Genomic DNA, 21,331 nt, shown 5'->3' on the forward strand with positions numbered 1-21,331 from the left:
CCGCCAGCCTTGTGGGTCGCATCCCCGCTGCCTATACTGGCCGCCATCTCCATCGCACTCGACTCTCGCCATCGTGGGACCGTCAACCCTTCTCGCCGTCGGCAGCGGCGCCGCCTGTGGCGCCTGGCTGCGCTGGGCGCTCGGCCTGTGGCTCAACCCGGTGTTTCCGACCGTACCGATGGGCACCCTCGCCGCCAATCTGCTCGGTGGCTATCTGGTCGGCCTTGCCGTCGCCTTCTTCAGCCAGGCCACGAGCCTGCCGCCCGAATATCGCCTGTTCGCCATCACCGGCTTTCTCGGCGGGCTGACCACCTTCTCGACCTTCTCCAGCGAGGTAGTCGGGCTCATGCTCAAGAGCCAGTTCGGCTGGGCGCTGGCTGCCGCCAGCCTGCATCTGGGCGGCTCGCTCGCGATGACCTGGCTCGGTATCAAGACGCTGGGCTGGCTGCTACGCGGCCACTAACCCTCACCCCATAGGTGCCACCATGCAAGGCAGCTATCTGAAGTTCTTCGTGCAGGAAAAGACCCGCCACCACGGCAAACTACTCTACGAGTGGCTACTCGAAGAGGCCAGGCGCCAGGGCCTGCCCGGCGGCTCGGTATTCAGGGCGGTGGCCGGCTACGGCCGCCACGGTCAGCTGCACGAAGCGCATTTCATCGAGCTCGCTGGCGAGCTGCCGATGGAAGTGGTATTCGCCGTCAGCGATGCCGACGCCGACCGCCTGCTCGACACCCTGCGCCAGGCCGGGCTCGATCTGGTCTACGTGCGCATCGCGGCGGAAGTCGGCCGGGTGGGCGGCTGATTCACGCCGGCGGCGGTGGCGGCATGCCGCCCGCCAGGCGCTGCTCGGCGCGCACCTGGCGCAGGCCGTCCTGCACCAGCGACAGGGCAACCGCCCAGCCGACGAATCCCAGCAGCGCCTGTTTGACGAAGGGCACGAACAGCTCGAAGCCCGCATTCCAGGTGAAGTGGCATAGCGCCGATACCGCGAACAGGCGCAGGAAACGGCCGTCCGCCAGCATCTCGGAGCTGAACGGCCGCGCGCCCTTGATGCGCCACAGTGCGGCCGCGGTAATCGCGGTCCACAGCGTATGGCCGAACGGCGATAGCACGCCGCGCATCAGGATGTTGCTGCTCATCTGCCCCGCATCGGCTTCGAGCAGGATGCGGAAGGCGTAGCCGGCCGATTCGAAGGCCGAGAAGCCCGTCCCCACCGCCGCGCCGAACAGCAGGCCGTTCAGGGTAAAGCGATAACGCACCGGGCTCAGCTTGCGCGTCGCGAACAGCACCGCCGCCAGCTTGCCCGATTCCTCGATGATGCCGGCCGCCGAGGCGCCGAGCATGGTGGTCAGCTCGTTGCCGAGCTGGAACAGCACCAGCGAGATCAGCAGGGACCAGATGCCGCCGACCAGCGCCAGCCGCAGCAGCAACAGCAACGACACGTTGCGCGGCGTGTTGAGCTCATAGAACAGCATCAGCGCGGCAAACGGCACGACGAAGGAGCCGGTGATGATCAGGCCCGGTAGCAGGTTAGGGTTGCCGAACATCAGCCAGCCTAGCTGGAACAGCGCGTACAACATCAACGCCAGCCCGAACACGCGCGCGAACAGCCAGGGCTTGGGCCAGTCGGTGACGATGTCGGCCACGGCCGGCGTGTTGCGGCGCGTGCCGGCCAGCACGTAATCCTCGATCTCGTCCGGGCTGCGCTGCTTGAACACTTCGGAAAACAGCTCGCCCAGACTGAAGCGCTGGATCTGTTCGAGCCCGACCATGCCCGCCATCTTGTCGGCGGCTGACTTGAGCAATCCGCCCGATCGTGCCGCAGACGGCGGCAAGGCCGCCGGGCGGGCAAGCGCCGAGCCGCAGCCCGAGCAGAAACGCACATCGCCGGGATTGGGCGCCTGGCACAGGGCGCAGACCATGTCACGGGCCGGGGACGCGGCGATGAGTGCCGTGCTAACCGGCGGGGGCGGCGGAGGCATCGCCCCACCCGCCGGCATGGCCGGCGGCGCCGGTGGAACAGGCATGGCCAGTGCAGCAGCGGGCGGCGGGACACTGGCCACCGCGCACAGCTCGCTCTGCCATCCCCCTGCCGCCAGGGCATCGCGCAGGGGCGTGGCGGCACTCTCTGCCGGCAGCATGGCGAGCACCGGCCGCGCCGTATCCGCCAACGCGCGGGCGCCTTCCACGTCATGCTGCAGCACCTCGGCCAGACAGCGCAGCGCCGCATCGCGCAGGCCCTGCGGAAAATCGTCGAGGCGCGTGGTCAGCACCAGCTCGAAGCGGCTCATACCTTCTCCTGATAGTGAAAGCCCGCCACCGTGCCGCCACGGAAGAAGATCACGGCGATCTTGTCGATGCCGCCGCTGGCCGGGTTGCGCGTCAGATCGAGGTAGGCGTAGGCGAGCAGGCCCTGTTCGGACTTCTGGTAATACGGCTGGCCGAGCACGGCCTCGACCGCCTGCACTGGCATGCCGCGCAGCATCGCTTCGAGCTGGTCGCGCGCAATCGGCCGCTGCAACTGGCGCGCAGGCTGGGCTGGCGCCGGCAGAACGGCTGGCGGGGCCTCGGGCCGGGCCTGTGGCGGCGCTGCCTGCGCGACCGGCACCGCAGGCTCGCGCACCGGTTGGCGTTCCGCCACGGCCAGCGCGGTGACGACGACGACGACCACGAAGCCGATGACGCCGACCACAGTCCAGCGCCGCTGCACGCGGTCGAAATGCGCGACGTTCTGCCAGCCACCCTTGCGCCAGGCCAGCTCACGGCCCTTGAAGCCAAGCCAGAACGAGACGAGGATGCCGAGGCCCGGTATCAAGGTCAGCAGCCCCGGCCACACCCGGTTGCCGATGGACCATACCGGGCTGAACAGCAGGCCGCCCCAGCTGAAGCCAGCAACACCGTCGGGCAGGGCCGGCGCAATGTCGGTAAAGACGGGCACCGCCGCCTCGCCGGGCCGCGAGCCGACCCGTTCGAGCACCGAAGCGAGCTGCGCCCAGTCGGGCAGGCCCTCGCTCCAGGCGTGGTCATCCGCGCTCAGCTCGCCCGATGCCAGATAGGCCTGCACCTCGGCCGGCGTATACGGCCCATAGGTCTGCCCGCCACGGCTGATCATGATGTTCGACATGGTGATGTCCGACGCAATATTCCCGCCGGGACGATACGTGGCGCGGCCTCACACCGGCAATCTAGGGCGCGCCCTAGATTGCCAGGGCGTCTGCCATCTCCATAGAATGTACGCGGGAACGCTGTCTCAATTCGGCCGGGTGCGCGGCAGGCTTGCATCCAGCCGTAATCGACGCCCCGGCATGCGGATCACCATGGCCGGTATCGGGAAGCACCGATACAGATAACGTCACCAAAAAAAGACCGGCCCAAGGGCCGGTTTGAAATGACAGCACTGCAATCGGTATCAGCTGCGCGCGGCGGACTGCTGCAGGGCCTCGATGCGGCTCTCCAGGCTGGGGTGGCTGCTGAACAGCGACATCCAGCCCGGGCGGCCCGAGATGCCGGAGGCAGCCATGCCTTGCGGCAGGTCGTTGGGCTCGATGCCGCCCAGGCGGCGCAGCGCGGCGATCATCGGCTGCGGCGTACCCATGATCTGCGCGGCGCCAGCATCGGCGCGGTATTCGCGGCGGCGCGAGAAGTACATGACGATCATGCTGGCGAGGATGCCGAACACGATCTCGCAGACGATGGTGGTGACCATGTAGCCGATGCCGGGGCCGGACGAGGCCTCTTCGTCATCCTTGCGCAGGAAGCTGTCGACGAAATAGCCGACGATGCGCGCCAGGAAGGTGACGAAGGTGTTCACTACGCCCTGGATCAGCGTCAGCGTGACCATGTCACCGTTGGCGACGTGGGCGATCTCGTGCGCCAGCACCGCCTCGACTTCGCGCTCGTTCATGCCGTGCAGCAGGCCGGTGGATACCGCGACCAGCGCATTCGACTTGCTCGGGCCGGTGGCGAAGGCATTGGGCTCGCCCTCGTAGATCGCCACCTCGGGCATCTGGATGCCGGCGCGCTCGGCCTGGCGCTTGACGGTGTCGAGCAGCCAGTGCTCCGCCGGCGTGGACGGCTGGGTGATGACCTGGGCACCGGTCGACCACTTGGCCATGGTCTTGGACATCAGCAGCGAGATGAAGGCACCGCCGAAGCCCATCACGGCGGAGAAACCGAGCAGCAGGCCCAGGTTGAGCCCGTTGCCGGTCAGGAAGCGGTTGAGGCCGAGCACGCTGGCGGCGACGCTGAGCACCAGCATCACCGCGATATTGGTGGCCAGCAGCAGGAAAACGCGTTTCATGGTGACGAAGACTCCTTGACATGAGGCGGCACGCGCTGCGCGCCGCGAAACGGTCCATCGTGGCCAGTGGGCATGGCAAGCCGGCGCCGGCTCGATGGAAGCCGAGCCATGCTACGTCATCCTTGCTAACGAAAAAATCGGATAAAATCGTAATCATCATCCGCTTTTTTCGAAACATCGCATGCAATTGTCCGCGCTCAACTACAAGCACCTGCGCTACTTCTGGGCCGTGGCCAAGGAAGGCAGCATGACGCGCGCAGCCGAGCGGCTCGGCATGAGCGTGCAGACCGTCAGCGGCCAGGTGGCGCTGCTCGAACAGGCGCTCGGGCGGTCGCTGTTCACGCAGCAGGGGCGCGGCCTGGCGCTGACCGATGCGGGCCGCGCGGCGCTGCGCTATGCGGACCAGATCTTCCTGCTCGGCGAGCAGTTGCAGGATGCGCTGGCCGACGACCGCTTCGGCAACAGCCTGTCGCTCAATGTCGGCATCGCCGATGCGCTGCCCAAGACCATCGCCTACCGTCTGCTCGAACCCGCGCTGCGCCTGCCGCAGTCGGTGCGTCTGGTGTGCGAGGAGGGGGAATTCGACAGCCTGCTGGCCGACCTCGCGCTGCACCGGCTCGACGTGGTGCTGGCCGACCGCCCCGTGCCGCACGGCACCCAGCTGCGCGTCTACAGCCACGCGCTGGCGCAGTGCCCGGTGATGATCTTCGGCACGCCGGCGCTGGCCGCGCGCTACCGCGACGGCTTTCCGGCCAGTCTGGCGCGCGCGCCGATGCTGCTGCCGACGCGCAACAACGTACTGCGCACACGCCTCGAGCTGTGGTTCGACAGCCATGAGATACGCCCCGACGTGCGCGGCGAGTTCGAAGACAGCGCGCTCCTGCAGACATTCGGCCGCCACGGGCTCGGGCTGTTCCCGCTGCCGACGCTCGATGTGCAGGATACGCTGGCGCAGCTCGGCGTCGAGCTGATCGGCACGCTCGATGGCGTAGCCGAGCAATGCTATGCGATCTCGGCCGAGCGCAAGATCACGCACGCGGCGGTCGAGGCGATACGCTCGGCCGGCATCGCCCGCTGAGGCGGGCGGGACATCACCGCAGGATGGGCGAAGAAGTAAGAACCAACCAGCCCGCGGCTACCCGCCACGAGCCAGCCCGCGCGTGGCGCTGCGGGCGGCACTGCCAGCACAGCGCCCGGCTGGGCCGCTACTGGCCGCCCAGCGCGCGCGCGATGAAATGGCGCGGCACCCTGGGCTTGGGCACGTGCATGTCGAACCAGCGCCGCACATCCTGCTCCAGCCCGATGCCGTGCATGTAGTTGTACAGCGCCTTGTTCAGTGCCACGCCGAGCGCATCGTGGTCAACCCCGGTCGGGTCGATGAAGCCGACGTCGTTCTTGGCAAAGGTGATGGGCGGCAGGGGCTTGAGCGTCACGCCGTAGTCTTCGGGATGCATGCCGACCGGCGAGTGCACGGTGCAGGCAAAACGGTGGAAGAAGCCGGACTGGATGCAGTTGGTCTCGAACAGCTGGCGCACGTATTCGAGCGCATCGACGGTGTCCTGCACCGTCTGTGTCGGAAAGCCGTACATCAGGTAGGCATGCACCAGCACGCCGGCATCGGTGAAGCCGCGCGTGACGCGTGCCACCTGCTCCACCGACACGCCCTTCTTCATCAGCTGCAGCAGCCTGTCGGATGCGACCTCGAGCCCGCCCGACACGGCGATGCAGCCGCTGTCGGCGAGCAGCTGGCACACCTCGGGGGTGAACGACTTCTCGAAACGGATATTGCCCCACCACGAGATCGCCACCTTGCGCCGGATCAGCTCCTGCGCCAGCGCCTTGAGCGCCTTGGGCGGCGCGGCCTCGTCGACGAAGTGGAAGCCGGTCTGGCCCGTCTCCCGCACGATGGCCTCGATGCGATCGACCAGTGTTGCGGCCGATGCGGTCTCGTAGCGCGAGATGTAGTCGAGGCTGATGTCGCAGAAGCTGCATTTCTTCCAGTAGCAGCCTTGTGCGACCGTCAGCTTGTTCCAGCGCCCATCCGACCACAGCCGGTGCATCGGGTTGAGCATGTCGAGCAGCGACAGGTAGCGGTCGAGCGGCAGGCCGTCCCAGGTCGGTGTGCCGACCTGGTCGAACGGCACATCGCCCTCGACGAAATTGATGTAGCGCACCGCGCCCGCCTCGCGCACGAAGGTGCGCACCAACCGCTCTCGCGAGCGCTTGCCCTGCAGGTGTTCGAGCAGCGCCAGCAGCGGTCGCTCGCCGGCATCGAGCGTGACGTAGTCGACATAGTCGAACACGCGCGGCTCGGCCAGCTCGCGCAGTTCGGTGTTGACGAAGCCGCCGCCAAGCCCGATGACAATGCCCGGGTCGTGTGCCTTGATCGCCTGCGCGATACGCAAGGCCCCGTAGACGGCGCCCGGAAACGGCACCGACAGCAGCACCAGCCGTGGCGCATGGCGCTCGATGGCCGCCAGCGTGAGTGCCTGCAGGGTGCGGTCAACCAGATTCAGCGGCGCGGCCAGCGCGCTGGCGAGCGGCTCGAAGGTCGGCTGCGCGCCGGCCAGCGACTCGGCATAGCGCACGAACTCGAAACGTGGATCGGCCGCCTCGCGCAGCACGTCGGCCAGGTCATTCAGATACAGCGTGGCCAGATGCCGCGCGCGGTCCTGCAGGCCGAGTGCGCCGAAGGCCCAGGCGAGCGGGTCGCCGCCGTCCGGGTCGTCGGGGTCGACATAGGCCTCGAGCGACTCGAAGCGCGGCCCCTCGGGCAGAAAACGCCGGCTGCAGATGCGGTGCGCAACGGTCGAATCGCGCCCCTGCAGGAAGGCGATGGTCGGCGCGATGGTGCCGATGTAATGCTCGACATGCTCGAAGAATGCCTCCGCCAGCGGCGTGCGCTGGTGCGCCGGCAGCGTGCCGATGTGGGCGTGCAGCGCCTTGAGCCCGTCAACCGAGAACAGCTCGAGCACCAGGGCGAGCGCCAGGTCCTCCTGCACCGCATCGACCCCGCGCGAGCGCAGGAAGCCCGTCAGATACGCGGTGGACGGATAGGGAGTATTGAGCTGCGTCATCGGCGGGATGACGGAAAGGATGCGGAAAGGCGGGTTCGACATGGATTGGGGGCACGCGCCGGGCAGCCGGCTGGAATGACGATCTGCCCCGTATTATCGCCGCCCGCCGGGCATAGACCAAGGCAAAACCGGGCGGGCCGGCATCCACGCACCCGGCGACATCGCGCAATAGCCCGCCCCGCTTCGGCTGCAGCAACACAGCGCGGCGACAAGAACAGCGCCGGCAGTTCAGTTTTCGTTCATCGGCCGCGGCTTATCGTGGGCACCACAGCAGGACGCCATCCCGGCAGCCCGCGCTGATGCCAACCATTACCGACCTGGAGTCAACCATGAACAAACTGCTCGCTGCCCTGATCGCTTCCGCTTTTGCCGCTGTTTCCTTCTCCGCCGTGGCCGCTGACGCACCGGCTGCCGATGCCAAGGCTAACGAAGCCAAGCCCGCTGCCGAACAAGCGGCCAAGCCGGCCAAGAAGGCACACAAGAAGGTAGCCAAGAAGGCTGAGAAGAAAGAAGAGAAGAAGGAAGAAGCGAAGCCTGCCGAAGCTGCCAAGCCGGCCGCTGACGCCAAGAAGCAGTAAAGATTCACGCCAGCGCGCGGGGGCCCTCCGTCCCGCGCAAGGGCAAACAACAAGCCCGGTGCCTACACACCGGGCTTGTTGTCGTTTGGGCGCCTGGCAAGGCGCCCGTTTACATGCCGGATCAGTGCGCCGACGGCAGGCGGATGCGCTCGAAACGCCCCGCCCGGCCCGGGTCCACGCTGTTGCTGCTGAACGCGAGGTTGAAATCAGCGATGAAGTTGAGGTTGTCGCGATCGCCGCTGACCGTCACCAGCGCCGGCTGGGACAGCGTCGGGTAGGCCGCGCAGGCTTCGCCGACATCACACACATAGCCATCGTTATTGATGTCGCTGCCGGCCAGCACATAGTAGTCGCCGGGCGCCACGCCACCGAGCTCGATGCGATAGCGGCCGTTCTGCGGCAACACGGCCAGTTCCTTGAGCGCCTTGCGGCTGACCGGGTCGATCAGCAGCACATACAGATAGCCGGCATCGCCCGACACCACACTGCTGCTCTTCTGCATGATCACCGGCACATCGAGGTTGCCGGCCGACGAGACGACGTGGATCACCGCCTGATAGGTGCCATCCGCCAGGCCGGCGCGATTGGCCACCAGCGTGTAGCTGCCGACCTTGCCGCCATCCACCCCGGCTGGCGTGATGCTGAGCCAGGCCGCGCTGCTGCTCACGCTGCCGATGCTGAGCGTGCCGTCGCCGGCATTGCGCAGTGACAGCGTGAAGCTGGTATCGCCGCTGCCGAGGTTGACCGATGCCGGCGAGGCAACGAGCTGGGCGGGCTGCGGCGTGGTATTGCCGCCGGCGAGCTTCCTCGCCTCGACCACGGCCTTGTAGGCATCGATCAGGCCCCAGCCGAAGCGGTCGTCGCGGCCCGGCGCGCCGAGATCGGTGGTGATCCTGCCGCTCTGCAGCAGCTGGTCGAACTGCGCCGGCGTCAGGCCCGGGTTCACCGATTTCATCAGCGCCACCACGCCGGCCACGTGCGGGCTGGCCATCGAGGTGCCGGACGAAATGGCGAACTTGTATTCGAGCTGGCCCGACGAGATGTCGCCGACCGTGCTCAGCACACCATCGGCCACGCCATCACCGTTGACGTCCACGCCGGCATTGCCGCCCGGTGCGGCAACGTCGATATGGGCGCCATAGTTGGAATACGGCGCGAGTTCGCGGTTCATGTCGGTCGCGCTGACCGACACCACGCCATCGTAGGACGCGGGATAGGACGGCTGGCTGCTGGCCTCGTTGCCGGCCGCGGCGACCACGATGATGCCCTTCTGCCGCACCGCGCTGAAGACATCCTGCGTAGCCTGGCTGTAGCCACCACCGCCAAGGCTCAGGTTGATCACCTGGGCCGCCTGCGCCGGCACCGTGCCGCTGTCGTTGGGCAGGCCGGCCGCGTAGCGCACGCCCTGCATGATGTCGTAGAGCGAGCCGGCGCCGGTGTTGCCCAGCACGCGCACCGGCATCACCTTGGCGTTCCACGCCACGCCGGCCACGCCCATGCCGTTGTTGCTCCTGGCGGCGATGGTGCCGGTGACGTGGGTGCCGTGAAAGCCGCTCGATGCCGGATCGGCCGGGCCGGGGTCGTTCGGGTCGGCATCAAGGCCATCGCCGTCGCCCGACGACAGGGTGTTCGACACGAAATCATAACCGGCCACGAGTTGGCCCTGCAGATCGGGGTGACTCAGCACCACGCCCGAATCGACCACGGCGACGATCACCCGGTTGCTGCCGGTGGTGATGTCCCAGGCCTGCGGCAGGTTGATCTGCGGATAGTGCCACTGGTAGCCGTAGAGCTTGTCGTCGGGCACCGCCGAGGTGCGCAGCAGGTAGTTCGGCTCGGCGTACTGCACATCCGGCCGCTTGCGCCAGGCCTTGATCGCACGGATCGTGTCGAGCCTGGCGGCCAGCGCCGTATTGGCGGCGCCGGTGGGCGTCAGCGTGGCGGCCGTGGCGCGTTTGATGTCGCCCGCCACCACGCCGAGTGCTTTCAGGCTGCGCTGGCGCTCGGCCGCGGTGCTGCCGATACCGACCAGCATCTCGCGCCCCCCGCCACCCGCCTTGATGGCCATGCCCATGCCCGCCGCCTGGGCGCGTACGCTGCTGGCACGCGCCGCGCCTTCGCGTGGCTTGAGAATCAGCTCGCCCGGCACGAAGCTGTCGAAGCGCGACAGCTGGCGCGTGCCGGCATTGCCGAGGCCGACGGTCATCACATAGGTCGATGCGCCCGAGGCCGCATAGACCCACAGGTAATAGCTGCCGGAGGCCGGCACGGTCAGCGACTCGGTCTTGCCGACGCCCTCCGAGCTGGCGACCAGATTGCCCTGGCTGTCGATGAGCCCGAGATCGAGATCGCCGCTGGTCTCGTCGCCGATCACCAGGTTGATGGCCTGGCCAGCCGTCAGGCTGACCTTGAACACATCGCTGACGTCGCCCGCCGTGTGCGACCGGCCATCCTTCCCCGCCAGCGCCTCGTTGACGTAGCCGCCGACGGTAGCGGGGTTGGGGATGGGCTGCGCGGTGACGAGCGTGTCGTTCGAGCGGGACGGCGCGTTCGGGTCGTTGCTGTCCCAGTCGCTGACGGCACCGCCACCGGCCGTGATCTCGCCGCGCAGGGTGGCGCTGCTCGGGGCCGGTGTCGGCTGTGGCGTAGGTTGTGGCTGGGGAGAGGGTTGCGGCGCCGGCTTGTCATTCTGCGGCGGCTTATCGCCGCCCCCTCCTCCGCCACCACCGCCACACGAGGCCAGGCTGGCGCTGAGCATCAGGGCCAGCACCAGCTTGCCGGCACGGGCAGGCCATCGTGCGGGCCTGTGGGTCGTTCGAGAGACTTCGGACATCGTGACTGCTCCAACAAGTACGGAATGCAACGCCGCGCGACCAGAGCTAAGCCAGCACACGGCGCAAACGGCGGGCGGAACGGGGGCCGGCCCAGGCGGGCGCCTCCCATGTCCAATTTATGCCATTTACATGGCCCGGGCGATTGCACCAGCAAAACCGCGCCACGGCAATCTAGGGCGCACCCTATATGGGGCACGCCCCAGATTGGCTGGCGTGGTGGTGGGCGCTAGCATGAGCCGACCTCCATTTGCCGGAATCGATCATGCAGGCCGTTTCTTCCTCACGCAGCCAGAACGACAGCAGTGCCGCCCAGGCCGTCTCCACCACGGCGGCTGGCGCCACGGCGGGACGCTATGCCGCCCACCCGCTGCAAACCCGCTCGGTGGACGTCTACGAGCGTTTCAAGCTGAACCAGAACGGCCAGCCCAACCCGAAGCTCGACCCGGCCGTCCGCAACGGCGTGATCGAGCATTACCAGCTCAAGCCAGCCGGCCTCAACAACGTCCCGCAGGGCGCGCTCAACGATTCTGCGTTACGTGCGCGCCAGTACATCCCGGCCGTCGAGCAGCTGACGCAAAAGCACACGCCGACCGGCCCTGCGGCCACCCGTCCGGCGGCCTGGGAGCAGGCAGCCCGGGCCGCCAACGGCGAGCGCAATGCGGTCATGAACGCGGTGCGCGCCAGACTGAGCCCCGAGGGCCTGGCCTTCTCGCGGCAACTGAAGGAAGAAGGCAAGACCTACGAAGACCTGGCAAGCCGCAGCCGGGGCAAGCTCAACAGCGAGATCCAGCAAGGCAAGTACCAGGGCGCGGCCACGCCCGAGGCGCTGGAAATCGAGGTCAACCGCCGTATCGTCAACAGTGCCGGCCGCTCCAACCCGCATGTGAACGAGATGGTGCAGGCCATGCACGGCGAAGGCCGGGCATTGACCGCCGTGCGCGGTATCGGGCGGGCCGCATTGGTGGTCGGCGCGGTGACCGACGGCGTCAGCCTCGCCCGCGCCGCCAGGCAGAGCGCGGACAGCCACGACTGGCACCCGCTGGGCCGCGAGGCCTCGCGCGTGACCGGCGGCTGGGTCGGCGCGGCACTCGCCGGTGCCGGCACAGGAGCGGTCGCGGGCTCCGTCGTACCGGGCCTCGGCACGGTCGGCGGTTTCGTGGTCGGTGCGGAGGCGGGTGCGATCGGCTACCATCTGGGCAGCCACGCCGCCCAGGCCGGCTTCGACGCCGCCACCCAGTAAATCCGCCCATGCCCAAGCCGGAACTGCTCGATTACGACCAAACCGCCATCTGGCAGACTCTCGCGCGCCCCGCGCTGCTCGGGCCGGACTGCGTCGCCAGGCAGCTCACGCCAGCGGGGCTGGCCGAGGTACGCGACGGCCAGGGCCGCGCATTGATGTTCAACAGCCTGGGGAGCGGGCCGGACGGCCTGCCCTGGGCCAGCTCCAGCAGCCGCCTGTGGTTTCTGCTGGGCGGCCAGTACCAAGGCGTATGGCAACCCGACGCGGGCTGGCAGCGCGAATACTGCTACGGCCTGCCCAACTGGCTGCCCCGCCTGTTTGGCATCGCCGATGGCCCTGAGCTGGCCTGGCTTGCCGCACACACTCCCGCCGGCGAAACGCTGCTGGCGCGCGCCCGGCAGAGCGGCATCGAGCAGCTCGGCATCCGCCTGCCAATGCTGGCGACCGGCGCCTGGCGCGAAGGTGCCTGGCTCAACCTGGTGGGATACACGCCCCGCCTGATGGACGACGACGGCAATCTGCAACGTTTCGGCGCCCCGGCCTGGCAGCGCATCCACATCGAAAGCGGCACGCTCGAAGCGCCAGGCCTCGCCCCGCCGCTACCCCAGCCATCCACCAGCCAGCACGACTGGATTGCAGAAAGCTGGCTGGCCACCGCCGCGCTCGGCCGCAGCCGCCTGCTGGTCGCCGGCCTGCTCGGCGGCGGCAGCCTGTGGGAGCTGGAGGATTTCGACGCGCAGCCGGGCGTATCGGATTACCTCGGCACGGCCTGCTACCTGTGGCATGACGGCGAGCTGGCGCTGTCCGACCTGATCGAGCATCACAGCCATCTCGCCAGCCTGACGATAGACGAGCTGCCGTGGCTCTACCTCGCCCCCAATCGCGGCTCGCTCGGCCGCAGCGACGAGCTGCTGCTGCAACGCGCCACCCCGGCAGGCCGCTGGGAACGGCACCGCCTCAGCATCGGCGGCATACGCGCCGACGGCCGCGTGCTCGATTTCCGCGTCAACTTCCATCGCCATGGGCGATTCTTCGCCTGCCTGACACAGCACTTCGTTGACACCAACGAACAGCAGACCTGCTGGCTCAGAAGCGAGGACGGCATCCGCTGGCTCGCGCTCGACACCCAGCTCGAAACAGCGCGCGCGCGTGACCAGCGCCAGTGGCAACATCTGACAGCCCTGGCGCAAGCCAGCAGCTAATGGCCCGCCTGGTACGCGGCCTGGCCAGGTCCGGCGCCCAGGCGGTACGAAACCCACCGTAACGGTGCCCAACTCACTGTCAAGCAAGCGCATCGCCGATCGAGTTGGCGGGGCATGCAGCAACCCACCGCCGGGTGGGCGAGTTGCGGACAGCCCGGTCGGGTGGCGTGGGCTATTTCCAGTCGATGAATACGAACTGGCCAAACGGTAGCTCCCAACTGACGCACAGCGGCCTGCCTTGCGCGTCCAGAACCACGTTGTCATTGCCGTCGCCATAGGCGTCGATACGCGTGGTGACGGCTGCAGGGACAATCCACGCCGTGTAGCAACCGGCACCCCAGCCAATGACGCTGGGCGCCTTGCGATAGGAGAAGGCAATGTAGCGGCCATCGGGGGACCAGCGCGGGCTCCTGACGTCGAACTTGGTTTCGGTCACATCGGTCACGGGAGCGGCATTGCTGCCGTCAAGATTGCTGGTCCAGACGTTGCCGTTCATGACCATGGCGAGTCTTCGGCCATCCGGGCTCGGCGCCAACGCGGTCGGCACGACACCGTTCGGCACCGCACCGAGCCTGTCGAGCTTGTTGAAACCCGCATCGGTGGTGTAAATAGCGCCGTCGACGTCGATGAACACAGGGCGATTGTCTGGCAACCACGTCGACAACGCCGGGCGCGAATATTCGGCCAGCAGCTGCCCCGTGGCATTGAAGATACGCACCGTCTTGGCGGCATCCACGTTCTCGAAACCCGGCTTGCGCCAGTCGAGCATCAGAAATTGGCCGTTTGGGGAGGGCAGCGGCCTACCCTTCGATTCGCCATCGACCTGCTCGGGAAAAAGCAATTCCCCACCCGCCGCGTTGTCTCCGTAGCGCTTGCTGAAGTAACGCATGTCGAGCGACACAGGGTCCCGCACGCTGTAGGTAACGGCCAGCACACCATCTGCCAGTGTCGCAAAATTGAGGGCGGCATCGGCCTCAGCCGCGTTGGCTGGCGACGTCTTGCTGTCATAGACCTTGGCCTGCACTCCCGTTTCGAGGTTGATCTTGTATATCGATCGGTTGTCGCCCGAGTAATAGAACGAACCGACGTACTTGCCTGGTGCCGGCGTCGGGTTACTTGGCCCGGGCTTGTTGTCCACTGGCGTCGGTGCGACGCCTCCCGTCGGAGCAGAATCACCACCTCCGCCGCCACCGCAGGCAGCCAGGCTGTGGGCGATTGCTGCGGCGAGCAGCGCGGTACGGATACGTTTCATGGCCATCTCCTGTCCTTGATACCAAAATAAAGGCTCCACCTAGGTGGAGCCTCAACACACGTATTGCTTCAGCCAGGCTTACTGATGCTTGGCAGCATTCTTCAGCGCATCACCGATCGAGTTGACGGCGTTGTTCATGGTGCTGGTCAGCATGTCCAGTACCTTGGATTCGGCATTCAGTTGCGAGCCCAGGGCATTGAATTTCTTGTCTGCTTCAGAACCCGTACCGCCAACAGCAGCGTTCAGCTGATCAGCCAGGCCCTTGACCTTGCCCATCTGCTTGTCGGCCGACTCACCCAGCGCCATGGCGATCTGCACAAACCAGCTCATACCGCCCGCAGCCGCACCACCGGCAGCACCACCCGCTGCGCCGGCTGCACCAGCACCTGCCGCGCCAGCGGTACCACCCGCACCTGCGGCTTGGGCACCCTCGCGGACCTTCTTGAAGATCTCTTGCGACAGCTGGTCCACAAACTGCTTGATGGTGCTCTCGATTTGCTGATCGACCGCGCCTTGAGCCTGTTGGCCAACCTGCTGCAGAACGCCTTGCAGTGCCTTGTCGACGATCTGCTGGATCTGGCCGGCAACCTGCTGCGGCATGCCTGCATGCTGGATCAGCTGCTTCACGGCATCCTTCACCGCATTGCCCACACCTTGACCCAGCGCGTTGCCGACAGCCTGGCCCAAGATGTTCATGCCGAAGTTGCCCATCAGGCTGCCGAAAATGCCGCCCAGACCACCAGCAGCACCGCCACCACCCAGAAGACCTACTGCTGCAGCTGCGATTTGAAACATTTTGTTGCTCCTTTATTCAGGTTAAAACAAATCACAATGTCATCTCAAGTTGTTTCGCCGGCGGTAATTTGTCTAACAAGCTGATTTAGCTGGCTTCAACACGGTCCGGCAGCGACGGTTCGCATTACAGACTTTTTGCAGAGCAGTCACAATCTAGGGCGTGCCCTAGCTAGGGCCTACCCTATATGGGGCGCGCCCTAGCTTATGCAGATGCCGAAATACGGCTTTAATCCGCTCCGTAATAGCGATTGCCCAGGCAGTTTCTGGAAAATATTTTTTCTTTTAGTGAAATTATCAATCTGCTTCAGGAGATATAAGATGACCGCAGCCGTAGGCTTCGCCGCCGTCGCCGTGATCGGCAACACCACGCCAAGCAACCCGACCAACGCCAGCACCCGCATGGAAAATGGTCGGGCGGTGTTCCAGAACGACAACTACAAGATCGACATGGGCGACGACAATACCGTCCACATCCACAACAAGAAGACCGGTGAAGACTACCTGGTGCATGGCGACCCGCACGTGAACGTCGACGGCCAGCACGCCTTCGATTTCTGGGGCACCACCAGCTTCAACCTCGACGACGGCACCAAGCTGACGATCAACACCACCGATGCCGGCAATGGCATGACGCTCGCGTCCAAGGTCACCATCACCAACGGCGACTACGGCGTACAGGTGTCGGGCGTGGACACCAAGACGCGCGGCGATCTCCAGTTCAACGAAACCACGGCCAACGGCTGGCTGATGGATGCCCAGGTGGACGACGGCAACCAGCTCTACGAAAACCCGACGGGCAAGGGCTTCGTCGCCGTGGACGATAACGGCCATGTGCGCGAGGTGAACCAGCAATACATCAACGAGACCGACCTGCAGAAAGGCGGCGCGCTCAAGGACAAGTACGCCGATGCCTTCAAGCAGCTGTCGAGCCTGCTCTCGATCTCGTTCTTCGGCGGCTTCATGCAGGGTTTCATGCAAGGCCTGCAGCAAAGCCAGAACACGCCGCAGGACAAGCCCGTCCACCGGCCGCGCCCTGACATGCACATCATGCAGCCGCAGGCGCAGAACAATGACTTTGCCGCGTTCGCGCTGATCATGACGCGCGACCTGGGCCAGATCGCCGATCTGCGCGCCGTATTCAACCGCTGATCTGCTTTTCCCTGAGCGCGCCGGGCACTCGCCCGGTGCGTGCTTTTTTCATGGACAACGGCCGCTAGGGTGCGCCCTAGATTGTTGCCGGCCGCCATTTTCGCTTGAATCACGGCATCGACATCGTCGGCCTGCCCTCGGCCCTGGAGCTCCGCCATGCACAACGTCAGCCTCAATCCCTCTTCCGCCACCGCACGCGGCCGTGGCAGCGATGACCTGTACACCGTGCAGCACGGCGACACACTGTCCGGTATCGCCGCGATGCACGGCGTCTCGCTCGCCAGCGTGGCCAGCGCCAACCCGCAGCTGCGCGACCTCGACCGCCTGGCGGTCGGCCAGGCCATCCGGCTGCCGCAGGCGGCGCCGCACGGAGCGCCTTACACGGTGAAGCAGGGCGACACCCTATGGGACATCGCCAAGCGGCAAGGCCTCTCGGTCAGGGAGCTGGAGGCCGCCAACCCGCAGCTCAAGGCCGACCGTTTCGAGCGGATTTATCCGGGTGACGTGCTGAGCCTGCCGCCGACGCAACACCAGCATCCCGCTGCCGCGCCAGCGGCCAGCACTACGCCCGCACCGCCGCTCAAACAGGTAAGGGATGCGGTAACGCATGGCCTCGACCAGGCACAGCGGCAGTTGCAGGCCCTCGCCCGCGACGCCCGCCATGCCATGGACAAATTACAGGCCCCGGCCGCCAGGCCGGTGCAGCCGCCGGCAGCGGCCACCCCGGCACGCCAACCGCTGCCAGCCGCCAAGCCCACACCGGCCGGCACCTTGCGGCTTGGCAACAATCAGGCGCTCGAAGCCACCATCCGCGCCGCCGCCGCACGCACCGGCACGACGCCGGAAGCGCTGGCCGCCGTGATCGACGCCGAGGCCGGCAAGAAAACCTTGCGCGTGCCGCTCATGAAGGCCAATGGCACGCCGCTGCTCGACAAGCACGGCAAGCCCGCGATGCAAAAGGTGCAGGTGTGGGACGCAAGCTCGCACAACGCCAGCGGTGCCGCCGGGCTGACGCAGTTCCTCAAGGGGACCTGGCTCAACGAGGCGATGCGCCCGGGCACCTTCCTCAACCAGAAGGCCATGGAACACGGCTGGGTGCGTATGGAACAGGACGCCAAGGGCCGCCAGCACCCGCAATTCGTGCTCGCGGACGGCAAGACCACGAGCGAGCCCTTCGCCAAACGCCATCTCCACGACGCGAACGTGCAGGCGCTGCTGGCCCAGCGCTTTGATGCCGGGTGGTCGATCAATGCCGCGGCCGACTACGGCGCACGCAATCTCGCCCTGCTCGACAAGGCCGGCTTCAAGCTCGACGGCCTGAGCGCCGGCGAACGTGCCAAGCTGATGTACCTGATGCATCATGAGGGCGAGGGCAACGGCCCGCGCTTCATCCAGGGCACGCTGGATGAGATGCCCAAGGGCCGGTTCGCCTCGTCGGAGGCGCGCTTGAAGTCGATTTTTGCGCAGCAGGTGGGTTCATCGGAAGCCAACAAGATGATTGATGATGCCAGCGGGGACGTGCAACTTGCCTATCGGAAGTGGCTCGGTGGCTACATTGACAGCAAGATCCGGCTTGAACGATTTGGCGATGTCAAGGAGAGCCCAGATTTGAACGACATTCTGGCCAGAGTGGGTGGCCAAGCCATAGGAAAGCCCAAGCAGTGATGCTGGCACTGAAATTGAAAGCATCCATCCGTGGCCTGCCAGGGGCTTGGGTATTGCTGTTGGCCGCCCTGGCAGCCCATGATCCGGCGCAAGCGGCCCCGGTATGCCGGCAAGACGATGCGCTACCCACGGCAAACGGTGTGCTGCGGCGCCTGCGGTGCACCGATGCGGAGTTCCCCACCATCGATAGATGGGAGCTGGATGGGCAATTGCTGCTTCAGGGCCCGTACCCGATCGGCCGCGAAACGCGGGATGACAGCAAACGGCTCTATGTGCTGTCATCCGCCAGCTCACCCCGCACGCACTGCACCGAAAACCTGTTCCTGCTCGACCTCAGCACGACCCAGCCACGCGTCTTCCGCTTCGGCGTGCGTCATGCCTGCAACGACTACCACTGGGCCTCGTGGGGCAAGCAGCGCAGCGTGATCGCGATCAAGAACAACGTCCGCTTCGTCTACGCCAACGGCCGGCTTACGCCGCCCAGGCACGACGTGGCGCTGATGGAAAAGCTGCAGTTCTCGGCCTACGGCGGCAGCAATGTGTTCGAAGAGATCGTGCCGTTCGCCGAGGAGATCACGCCCGCCGCGCCGGACAAGTGAGCCGGCTGGGGGCCGCGCCCGGCGCCCGCTACAGCCGGGCTGGAAGCCGCGTCAGTACTGGCCTGCAGCCCGCTAGGGTGCGCCCTAGATTGTCCGACAGGGGCAAGACGCGGTTCAATAGCCAGCAACGGTCGCAACAGTGGCCGACCCTTCTGTTTCTGGAGTCTTGACCATGATCCGCTCTGCCAATCTGGGCGCGGCGGCCCCGCTTGGGGCGTTCGGCGGGATTGCCGCCACGCCCTTATCGCAGCTGGCCCACGATGCCACGGCGATGAACCGTCTGCTCGCGACCGATGTCTGGCGCGGCCAGGCTGGCGAATTGCGCATGCTGCAGGCCAATGTGCCGGCCGACGTCGCGCTCGCTGCGCAGTGGGTACTGGCGCCATTGCAGGCGGGATGAGCGAGGTCCTCGCCGCCCCCGCCCTGCTCGATTCCGCGCGCCGGCTGGCGGCGGCGCTGGCCGTGCTCGACGCACGCGGCCAGGCGGCGGCCTTGCTCGCGCGCGTGGCCGCCGACATGGGGCCGGGCTGCTTCCCGCTGTTCATCAAGCTGTTCTGCATCGTCGGCGAGAGCCGTGATCAGGCCGCCAAGCGCCAGCTCGCGCGCGCCATGGGCGATCTGCTACGTGCCGGCGCCACGCCGGCCGGGCCGCTCAACGGCTGGGGCGAAGCCGATGCACCGGGTTTCACGCGCGGCCTGTTCGGCGCGATGGGGCGGCGCAAGCTCGACCCGGTCGCCTATCTGTGCGCCTGGTATAGCCAGACCACCGACCGGCCGCAGCTCGACGCCGCCACCTTCGAGCGCGCGCTGACGCAGTGCCTGGCGGTGATGGCCGCCGACCCGCAGGCCTGCGCGCTGTACCGCGACAAGCTGCTCAACGATGCCGCGACGCTGCCCGACGGCAGTGTCAACGAGGCGACCCGCTCGCGCCTGCGCGCGCTGGCGCTGGCCTGGGGCGTAGGCCTGGCGCCCGCCCGGGTCGCCACGCTGCTGCTGCACCCCGACCGCAGCCCGGTGCCGTTCGAGGTGGTGCAACAGGCAATCGCCGATGCCGGGGTGGCGCCGTGAGCCAGGAAGATGCCGGCGACAAGACAGAGCTGCCCACGCAGAAGAAGATCAAGGATGCGCGCAAGGACGGCAACGTTGCCAAGAGCAAGGAGCTGACCAGCACGCTGGTGGTGCTGGCCTGGCTGCTGAGCTTCGCCACGCTGTCGAACTATGCGGCCAGGCGTTTCGCCACGCTGTTCGACACGGCGGCGGCGGCGGTCGCCCATCCGGGCCTCGCCGGCATGGCGCAGGTCGGCGAGGCCTCGTTGTGGACGCTGCTGTCGGTATCGCTGCCGCTGCTGCTGATCGCCATGGTGTTCGGCGTGCTCGGTGATTTCTTCCAGGTCGGCGCGCTGCTCGCATTCAAGAAGATCAAGCCCGACGCCTCACATATCAACCCGGCCTCGGGCTTCAAGCGCATGTTCTCGATGGACAACCTGTTCGAGGTCGCCAAGGCCATCCTCAAGACTGCCGTGCTGCTCGCCATCGGCTGGACCGTCATCAAGCAGAACCTGCCGCAGATCATGGCCCTGCCGCAGGGCAGCGCCGGCGATGTCGCCACGGCGATGGGCAGGCTGATCTTCAAGCTCGGCAGCTGGACGGTGTTCGTGTTCCTGCTCGTCTCGCTCGGCGACATCGGCTACCAGCGCTTCTCCTGGCTCAAGAAGCTGAAGATGAGCCGGCGCGACATCAAGCAGGAAATGAAGGAGCAGGAAGGCGACCCGATGATCAAGCAGCAGCGCCGGCAGCTGCATCAGGAATGGGCCAACCAGAACAGCCTGGCAGCGGTGCGCAAGGCCCGTGCGCTGGTGGTCAACCCCACCCACATCGCCATTGCGCTGTACTACGAGCCCGGCGAGACGCTGGTGCCCATCGTCACCGCCAAGGGCGAGGACGACATGGCGCTGCGCATGCGCGAGGAAGCCGAGAAGGCCGGCGTGCCCATCCTGCGCAACGTGCCGCTGGCACGCGATCTCAACGAACGCGTCGCGCTCGACGACTACGTGCCGGCCGACACCTTCGAGGCGATCGCCGAAATCCTGCGCTGGGCCGACCAGGTGCGGCGCGGCGAGCTGCGGGCCGGGCATGACGGCACGGTGGAGATGCCGCTGCCGGGCCATCCGCAAACGGAAGGGAAGTCATGATGAAGCATTTTCTGTCAGCCTGCGGCCTGCTCGCCGTCTGTGCTTGCGGCACGATCCAGACGGCGCCCCCCAACGCAAGGCTGGAGGCGGCCTCACTCGACGGCGCCCGGCGCAGCCATTGCGAAGCCGTGCCGAGCCTCTACAGCGGCTTCAGCTACGACATGTGCGCCAGCCTGCTGGCCCGGCCGGGCGAAATCGGGCAGAACACCGCGAGCCTGCTCTATCTGCTCGATGCGCCGCTGAGCCTCGCCGCCGATACCGTGATACTGCCCTACACGCTTTACCAGCAGGCCAGCCACGGCAATGTCATGCTCAAGCGCCAGGCACAGTGATCGCGCCACAGCAAGCTGCGCGGCAGTTCAGTTTTCGTTCATCGGCCGCGGCTTATCGTGGGCACCACAGCAGGACGCCATCCCGGCAGCCCGCGCTGATGCCAACCATTACCGA

Annotated in this window: 20 protein-coding genes; 13 read left to right on the forward strand and 7 right to left on the reverse strand. The window is 66.7% G+C overall.

Going from position 1 to position 21,331, the window contains the following annotated elements; all coding sequences use genetic code 11:
* Positions 1–73: 73 nt before the first annotated feature.
* Entirely contained in the window at positions 74–463 is a 390-nt protein-coding gene (gene crcB, locus ABWL39_RS10185) for a fluoride efflux transporter CrcB (protein ID WP_367790037.1), read from the forward strand.
* Between the two features lie 22 nt (positions 464–485).
* On the forward strand, positions 486–803 hold the full coding sequence (locus ABWL39_RS10190; RefSeq protein WP_367790040.1) for a DUF190 domain-containing protein: 318 nt from the start codon (positions 486–488) through the stop codon (positions 801–803).
* A gap of 1 nt (position 804) precedes the next feature.
* On the opposite strand, the gene ABWL39_RS10195 is transcribed toward ABWL39_RS10190, so the two are convergent.
* The 3 genes from ABWL39_RS10195 to htpX all read right to left on the reverse strand — a co-directional run bounded on the left by ABWL39_RS10195 (position 805) and on the right by htpX (position 4,301).
* Positions 805–2,292, reverse strand: a complete 1,488-nt coding sequence (locus tag ABWL39_RS10195; RefSeq protein ID WP_367790043.1) for a PrsW family glutamic-type intramembrane protease — start codon at positions 2,290–2,292, stop codon at positions 805–807.
* Positions 2,289–3,125, reverse strand: coding sequence for a DUF4339 domain-containing protein (locus tag ABWL39_RS10200; RefSeq protein ID WP_367790046.1), 837 nt, complete (start codon positions 3,123–3,125; stop codon positions 2,289–2,291). The genes ABWL39_RS10195 and ABWL39_RS10200 overlap by 4 nt, the downstream gene beginning before the upstream one ends.
* A 285-nt stretch (positions 3,126–3,410) precedes the next feature.
* Complete coding sequence (gene htpX / locus ABWL39_RS10205; RefSeq protein ID WP_367790049.1) at positions 3,411–4,301, reverse strand: protease HtpX; 891 nt, start codon at positions 4,299–4,301, stop codon at positions 3,411–3,413.
* Positions 4,302–4,482: 181 nt separating this feature from the next.
* Between htpX and nhaR the strand changes: the two genes are divergently transcribed.
* On the forward strand, positions 4,483–5,379 hold the full coding sequence (gene nhaR, locus ABWL39_RS10210; RefSeq protein ID WP_367790052.1) for a transcriptional activator NhaR: 897 nt from the start codon (positions 4,483–4,485) through the stop codon (positions 5,377–5,379).
* Between the two features lie 127 nt (positions 5,380–5,506).
* Here nhaR and ABWL39_RS10215 read toward each other — a convergent pair whose 3' ends face one another.
* A complete protein-coding gene (locus ABWL39_RS10215) occupies positions 5,507–7,420 on the reverse strand; it encodes a radical SAM protein (protein ID WP_367790055.1) in 1,914 nt (637 codons plus the stop codon).
* Positions 7,421–7,707: 287 nt separating this feature from the next.
* On the opposite strand from ABWL39_RS10215, the gene ABWL39_RS10220 reads away from it, so the two are divergent.
* The gene (locus ABWL39_RS10220) at positions 7,708–7,956 is read left to right on the forward strand and encodes a hypothetical protein (protein ID WP_367790058.1); all 249 of its coding nucleotides are present in this window, start codon (positions 7,708–7,710) and stop codon (positions 7,954–7,956) included.
* A gap of 121 nt (positions 7,957–8,077) precedes the next feature.
* Here ABWL39_RS10220 and ABWL39_RS10225 read toward each other — a convergent pair whose 3' ends face one another.
* A complete protein-coding gene (locus ABWL39_RS10225) occupies positions 8,078–10,789 on the reverse strand; it encodes a S8 family serine peptidase (RefSeq protein ID WP_367790061.1) in 2,712 nt (903 codons plus the stop codon).
* A 263-nt stretch (positions 10,790–11,052) separates the two neighbouring features.
* Between ABWL39_RS10225 and ABWL39_RS10230 the strand changes: the two genes are divergently transcribed.
* A complete protein-coding gene (locus ABWL39_RS10230; RefSeq protein ID WP_367790063.1) occupies positions 11,053–12,030 on the forward strand; it encodes a hypothetical protein in 978 nt (325 codons plus the stop codon).
* An 8-nt stretch (positions 12,031–12,038) separates the two neighbouring features.
* Complete coding sequence (locus ABWL39_RS10235; RefSeq protein ID WP_367790066.1) at positions 12,039–13,232, forward strand: hypothetical protein; 1,194 nt, start codon at positions 12,039–12,041, stop codon at positions 13,230–13,232.
* Between the two features lie 172 nt (positions 13,233–13,404).
* On the opposite strand, the gene ABWL39_RS10240 is transcribed toward ABWL39_RS10235, so the two are convergent.
* Both ABWL39_RS10240 and ABWL39_RS10245 read right to left on the reverse strand, forming a co-directional pair.
* On the reverse strand, positions 13,405–14,484 hold the full coding sequence (locus tag ABWL39_RS10240) for a TolB family protein (protein ID WP_367790069.1): 1,080 nt from the start codon (positions 14,482–14,484) through the stop codon (positions 13,405–13,407).
* A gap of 78 nt (positions 14,485–14,562) precedes the next feature.
* Positions 14,563–15,279 (reverse strand): hypothetical protein, encoded by a 717-nt coding sequence (locus ABWL39_RS10245; protein ID WP_367790071.1) that lies wholly within the window; start codon positions 15,277–15,279, stop codon positions 14,563–14,565.
* 318 nt (positions 15,280–15,597) lie between these two features.
* Here ABWL39_RS10245 and ABWL39_RS10250 point away from each other — a divergent pair, with 318 nt between their 5' ends.
* From ABWL39_RS10250 to ABWL39_RS10280, 7 genes are all read left to right on the forward strand, one after another.
* Entirely contained in the window at positions 15,598–16,428 is an 831-nt protein-coding gene (locus ABWL39_RS10250) for a DUF1521 domain-containing protein (protein ID WP_367790073.1), read from the forward strand.
* A 156-nt stretch (positions 16,429–16,584) separates the two neighbouring features.
* Positions 16,585–18,093 carry a LysM peptidoglycan-binding domain-containing protein gene (locus tag ABWL39_RS10255; protein WP_367790075.1) on the forward strand — a complete coding sequence of 503 codons (1,509 nt, stop codon included), beginning with the start codon at positions 16,585–16,587 and terminating at the stop codon, positions 18,091–18,093.
* A 14-nt stretch (positions 18,094–18,107) separates the two neighbouring features.
* On the forward strand, positions 18,108–18,692 hold the full coding sequence (locus ABWL39_RS10260; RefSeq protein ID WP_367790078.1) for a hypothetical protein: 585 nt from the start codon (positions 18,108–18,110) through the stop codon (positions 18,690–18,692).
* A 172-nt stretch (positions 18,693–18,864) separates the two neighbouring features.
* Positions 18,865–19,092, forward strand: a complete 228-nt coding sequence (locus ABWL39_RS10265; RefSeq protein WP_367790081.1) for a hypothetical protein — start codon at positions 18,865–18,867, stop codon at positions 19,090–19,092.
* Complete coding sequence (locus ABWL39_RS10270) at positions 19,089–19,760, forward strand: hypothetical protein (protein WP_367790084.1); 672 nt, start codon at positions 19,089–19,091, stop codon at positions 19,758–19,760. Before ABWL39_RS10265 ends, ABWL39_RS10270 begins: the two co-directional genes overlap by 4 nt.
* Entirely contained in the window at positions 19,757–20,884 is a 1,128-nt protein-coding gene (gene sctU, locus ABWL39_RS10275) for a type III secretion system export apparatus subunit SctU (RefSeq protein WP_367790087.1), read from the forward strand. Before ABWL39_RS10270 ends, sctU begins: the two co-directional genes overlap by 4 nt.
* Entirely contained in the window at positions 20,881–21,216 is a 336-nt protein-coding gene (locus ABWL39_RS10280; protein WP_367790089.1) for a YceK/YidQ family lipoprotein, read from the forward strand. Before sctU ends, ABWL39_RS10280 begins: the two co-directional genes overlap by 4 nt.
* The last annotated feature ends 115 nt before the right edge of the window (positions 21,217–21,331 follow it).

The sequence above is a fragment of the Chitinivorax sp. PXF-14 genome (assembly GCF_040812015.1).
In the GTDB taxonomy this organism is placed as follows: Bacteria; Pseudomonadota; Gammaproteobacteria; order Burkholderiales; family SCOH01; genus JBFNXJ01.

What these genes read in the sequence shown, in the direction of transcription:
- ABWL39_RS10265 (WP_367790081.1), top strand. Translation starts at nt 18,865, where the DNA reads ATGATCCGCTCTGCCAATCTGGGCGCGGCGGCCCCGCTTGGGGCGTTC.
- ABWL39_RS10220 (WP_367790058.1), top strand. Translation starts at nt 7,708, where the DNA reads ATGAACAAACTGCTCGCTGCCCTGATCGCTTCCGCTTTTGCCGCTGTT.
- ABWL39_RS10240 (WP_367790069.1), bottom strand. Translation starts at nt 14,484, where the DNA reads ATGAAACGTATCCGTACCGCGCTGCTCGCCGCAGCAATCGCCCACAGC.
- ABWL39_RS10255 (WP_367790075.1), top strand. Translation starts at nt 16,585, where the DNA reads ATGCACAACGTCAGCCTCAATCCCTCTTCCGCCACCGCACGCGGCCGT.
- ABWL39_RS10235 (WP_367790066.1), top strand. Translation starts at nt 12,039, where the DNA reads ATGCCCAAGCCGGAACTGCTCGATTACGACCAAACCGCCATCTGGCAG.
- ABWL39_RS10195 (WP_367790043.1), bottom strand. Translation starts at nt 2,292, where the DNA reads ATGAGCCGCTTCGAGCTGGTGCTGACCACGCGCCTCGACGATTTTCCG.
- ABWL39_RS10225 (WP_367790061.1), bottom strand. Translation starts at nt 10,789, where the DNA reads ATGTCCGAAGTCTCTCGAACGACCCACAGGCCCGCACGATGGCCTGCC.
- nhaR (WP_367790052.1), top strand. Translation starts at nt 4,483, where the DNA reads ATGCAATTGTCCGCGCTCAACTACAAGCACCTGCGCTACTTCTGGGCC.
- ABWL39_RS10190 (WP_367790040.1), top strand. Translation starts at nt 486, where the DNA reads ATGCAAGGCAGCTATCTGAAGTTCTTCGTGCAGGAAAAGACCCGCCAC.
- ABWL39_RS10270 (WP_367790084.1), top strand. Translation starts at nt 19,089, where the DNA reads ATGAGCGAGGTCCTCGCCGCCCCCGCCCTGCTCGATTCCGCGCGCCGG.
- htpX (WP_367790049.1), bottom strand. Translation starts at nt 4,301, where the DNA reads ATGAAACGCGTTTTCCTGCTGCTGGCCACCAATATCGCGGTGATGCTG.
- ABWL39_RS10215 (WP_367790055.1), bottom strand. Translation starts at nt 7,420, where the DNA reads ATGTCGAACCCGCCTTTCCGCATCCTTTCCGTCATCCCGCCGATGACG.
- ABWL39_RS10280 (WP_367790089.1), top strand. Translation starts at nt 20,881, where the DNA reads ATGATGAAGCATTTTCTGTCAGCCTGCGGCCTGCTCGCCGTCTGTGCT.
- ABWL39_RS10250 (WP_367790073.1), top strand. Translation starts at nt 15,598, where the DNA reads ATGACCGCAGCCGTAGGCTTCGCCGCCGTCGCCGTGATCGGCAACACC.
- ABWL39_RS10230 (WP_367790063.1), top strand. Translation starts at nt 11,053, where the DNA reads ATGCAGGCCGTTTCTTCCTCACGCAGCCAGAACGACAGCAGTGCCGCC.
- ABWL39_RS10245 (WP_367790071.1), bottom strand. Translation starts at nt 15,279, where the DNA reads ATGTTTCAAATCGCAGCTGCAGCAGTAGGTCTTCTGGGTGGTGGCGGT.
- ABWL39_RS10200 (WP_367790046.1), bottom strand. Translation starts at nt 3,125, where the DNA reads ATGTCGAACATCATGATCAGCCGTGGCGGGCAGACCTATGGGCCGTAT.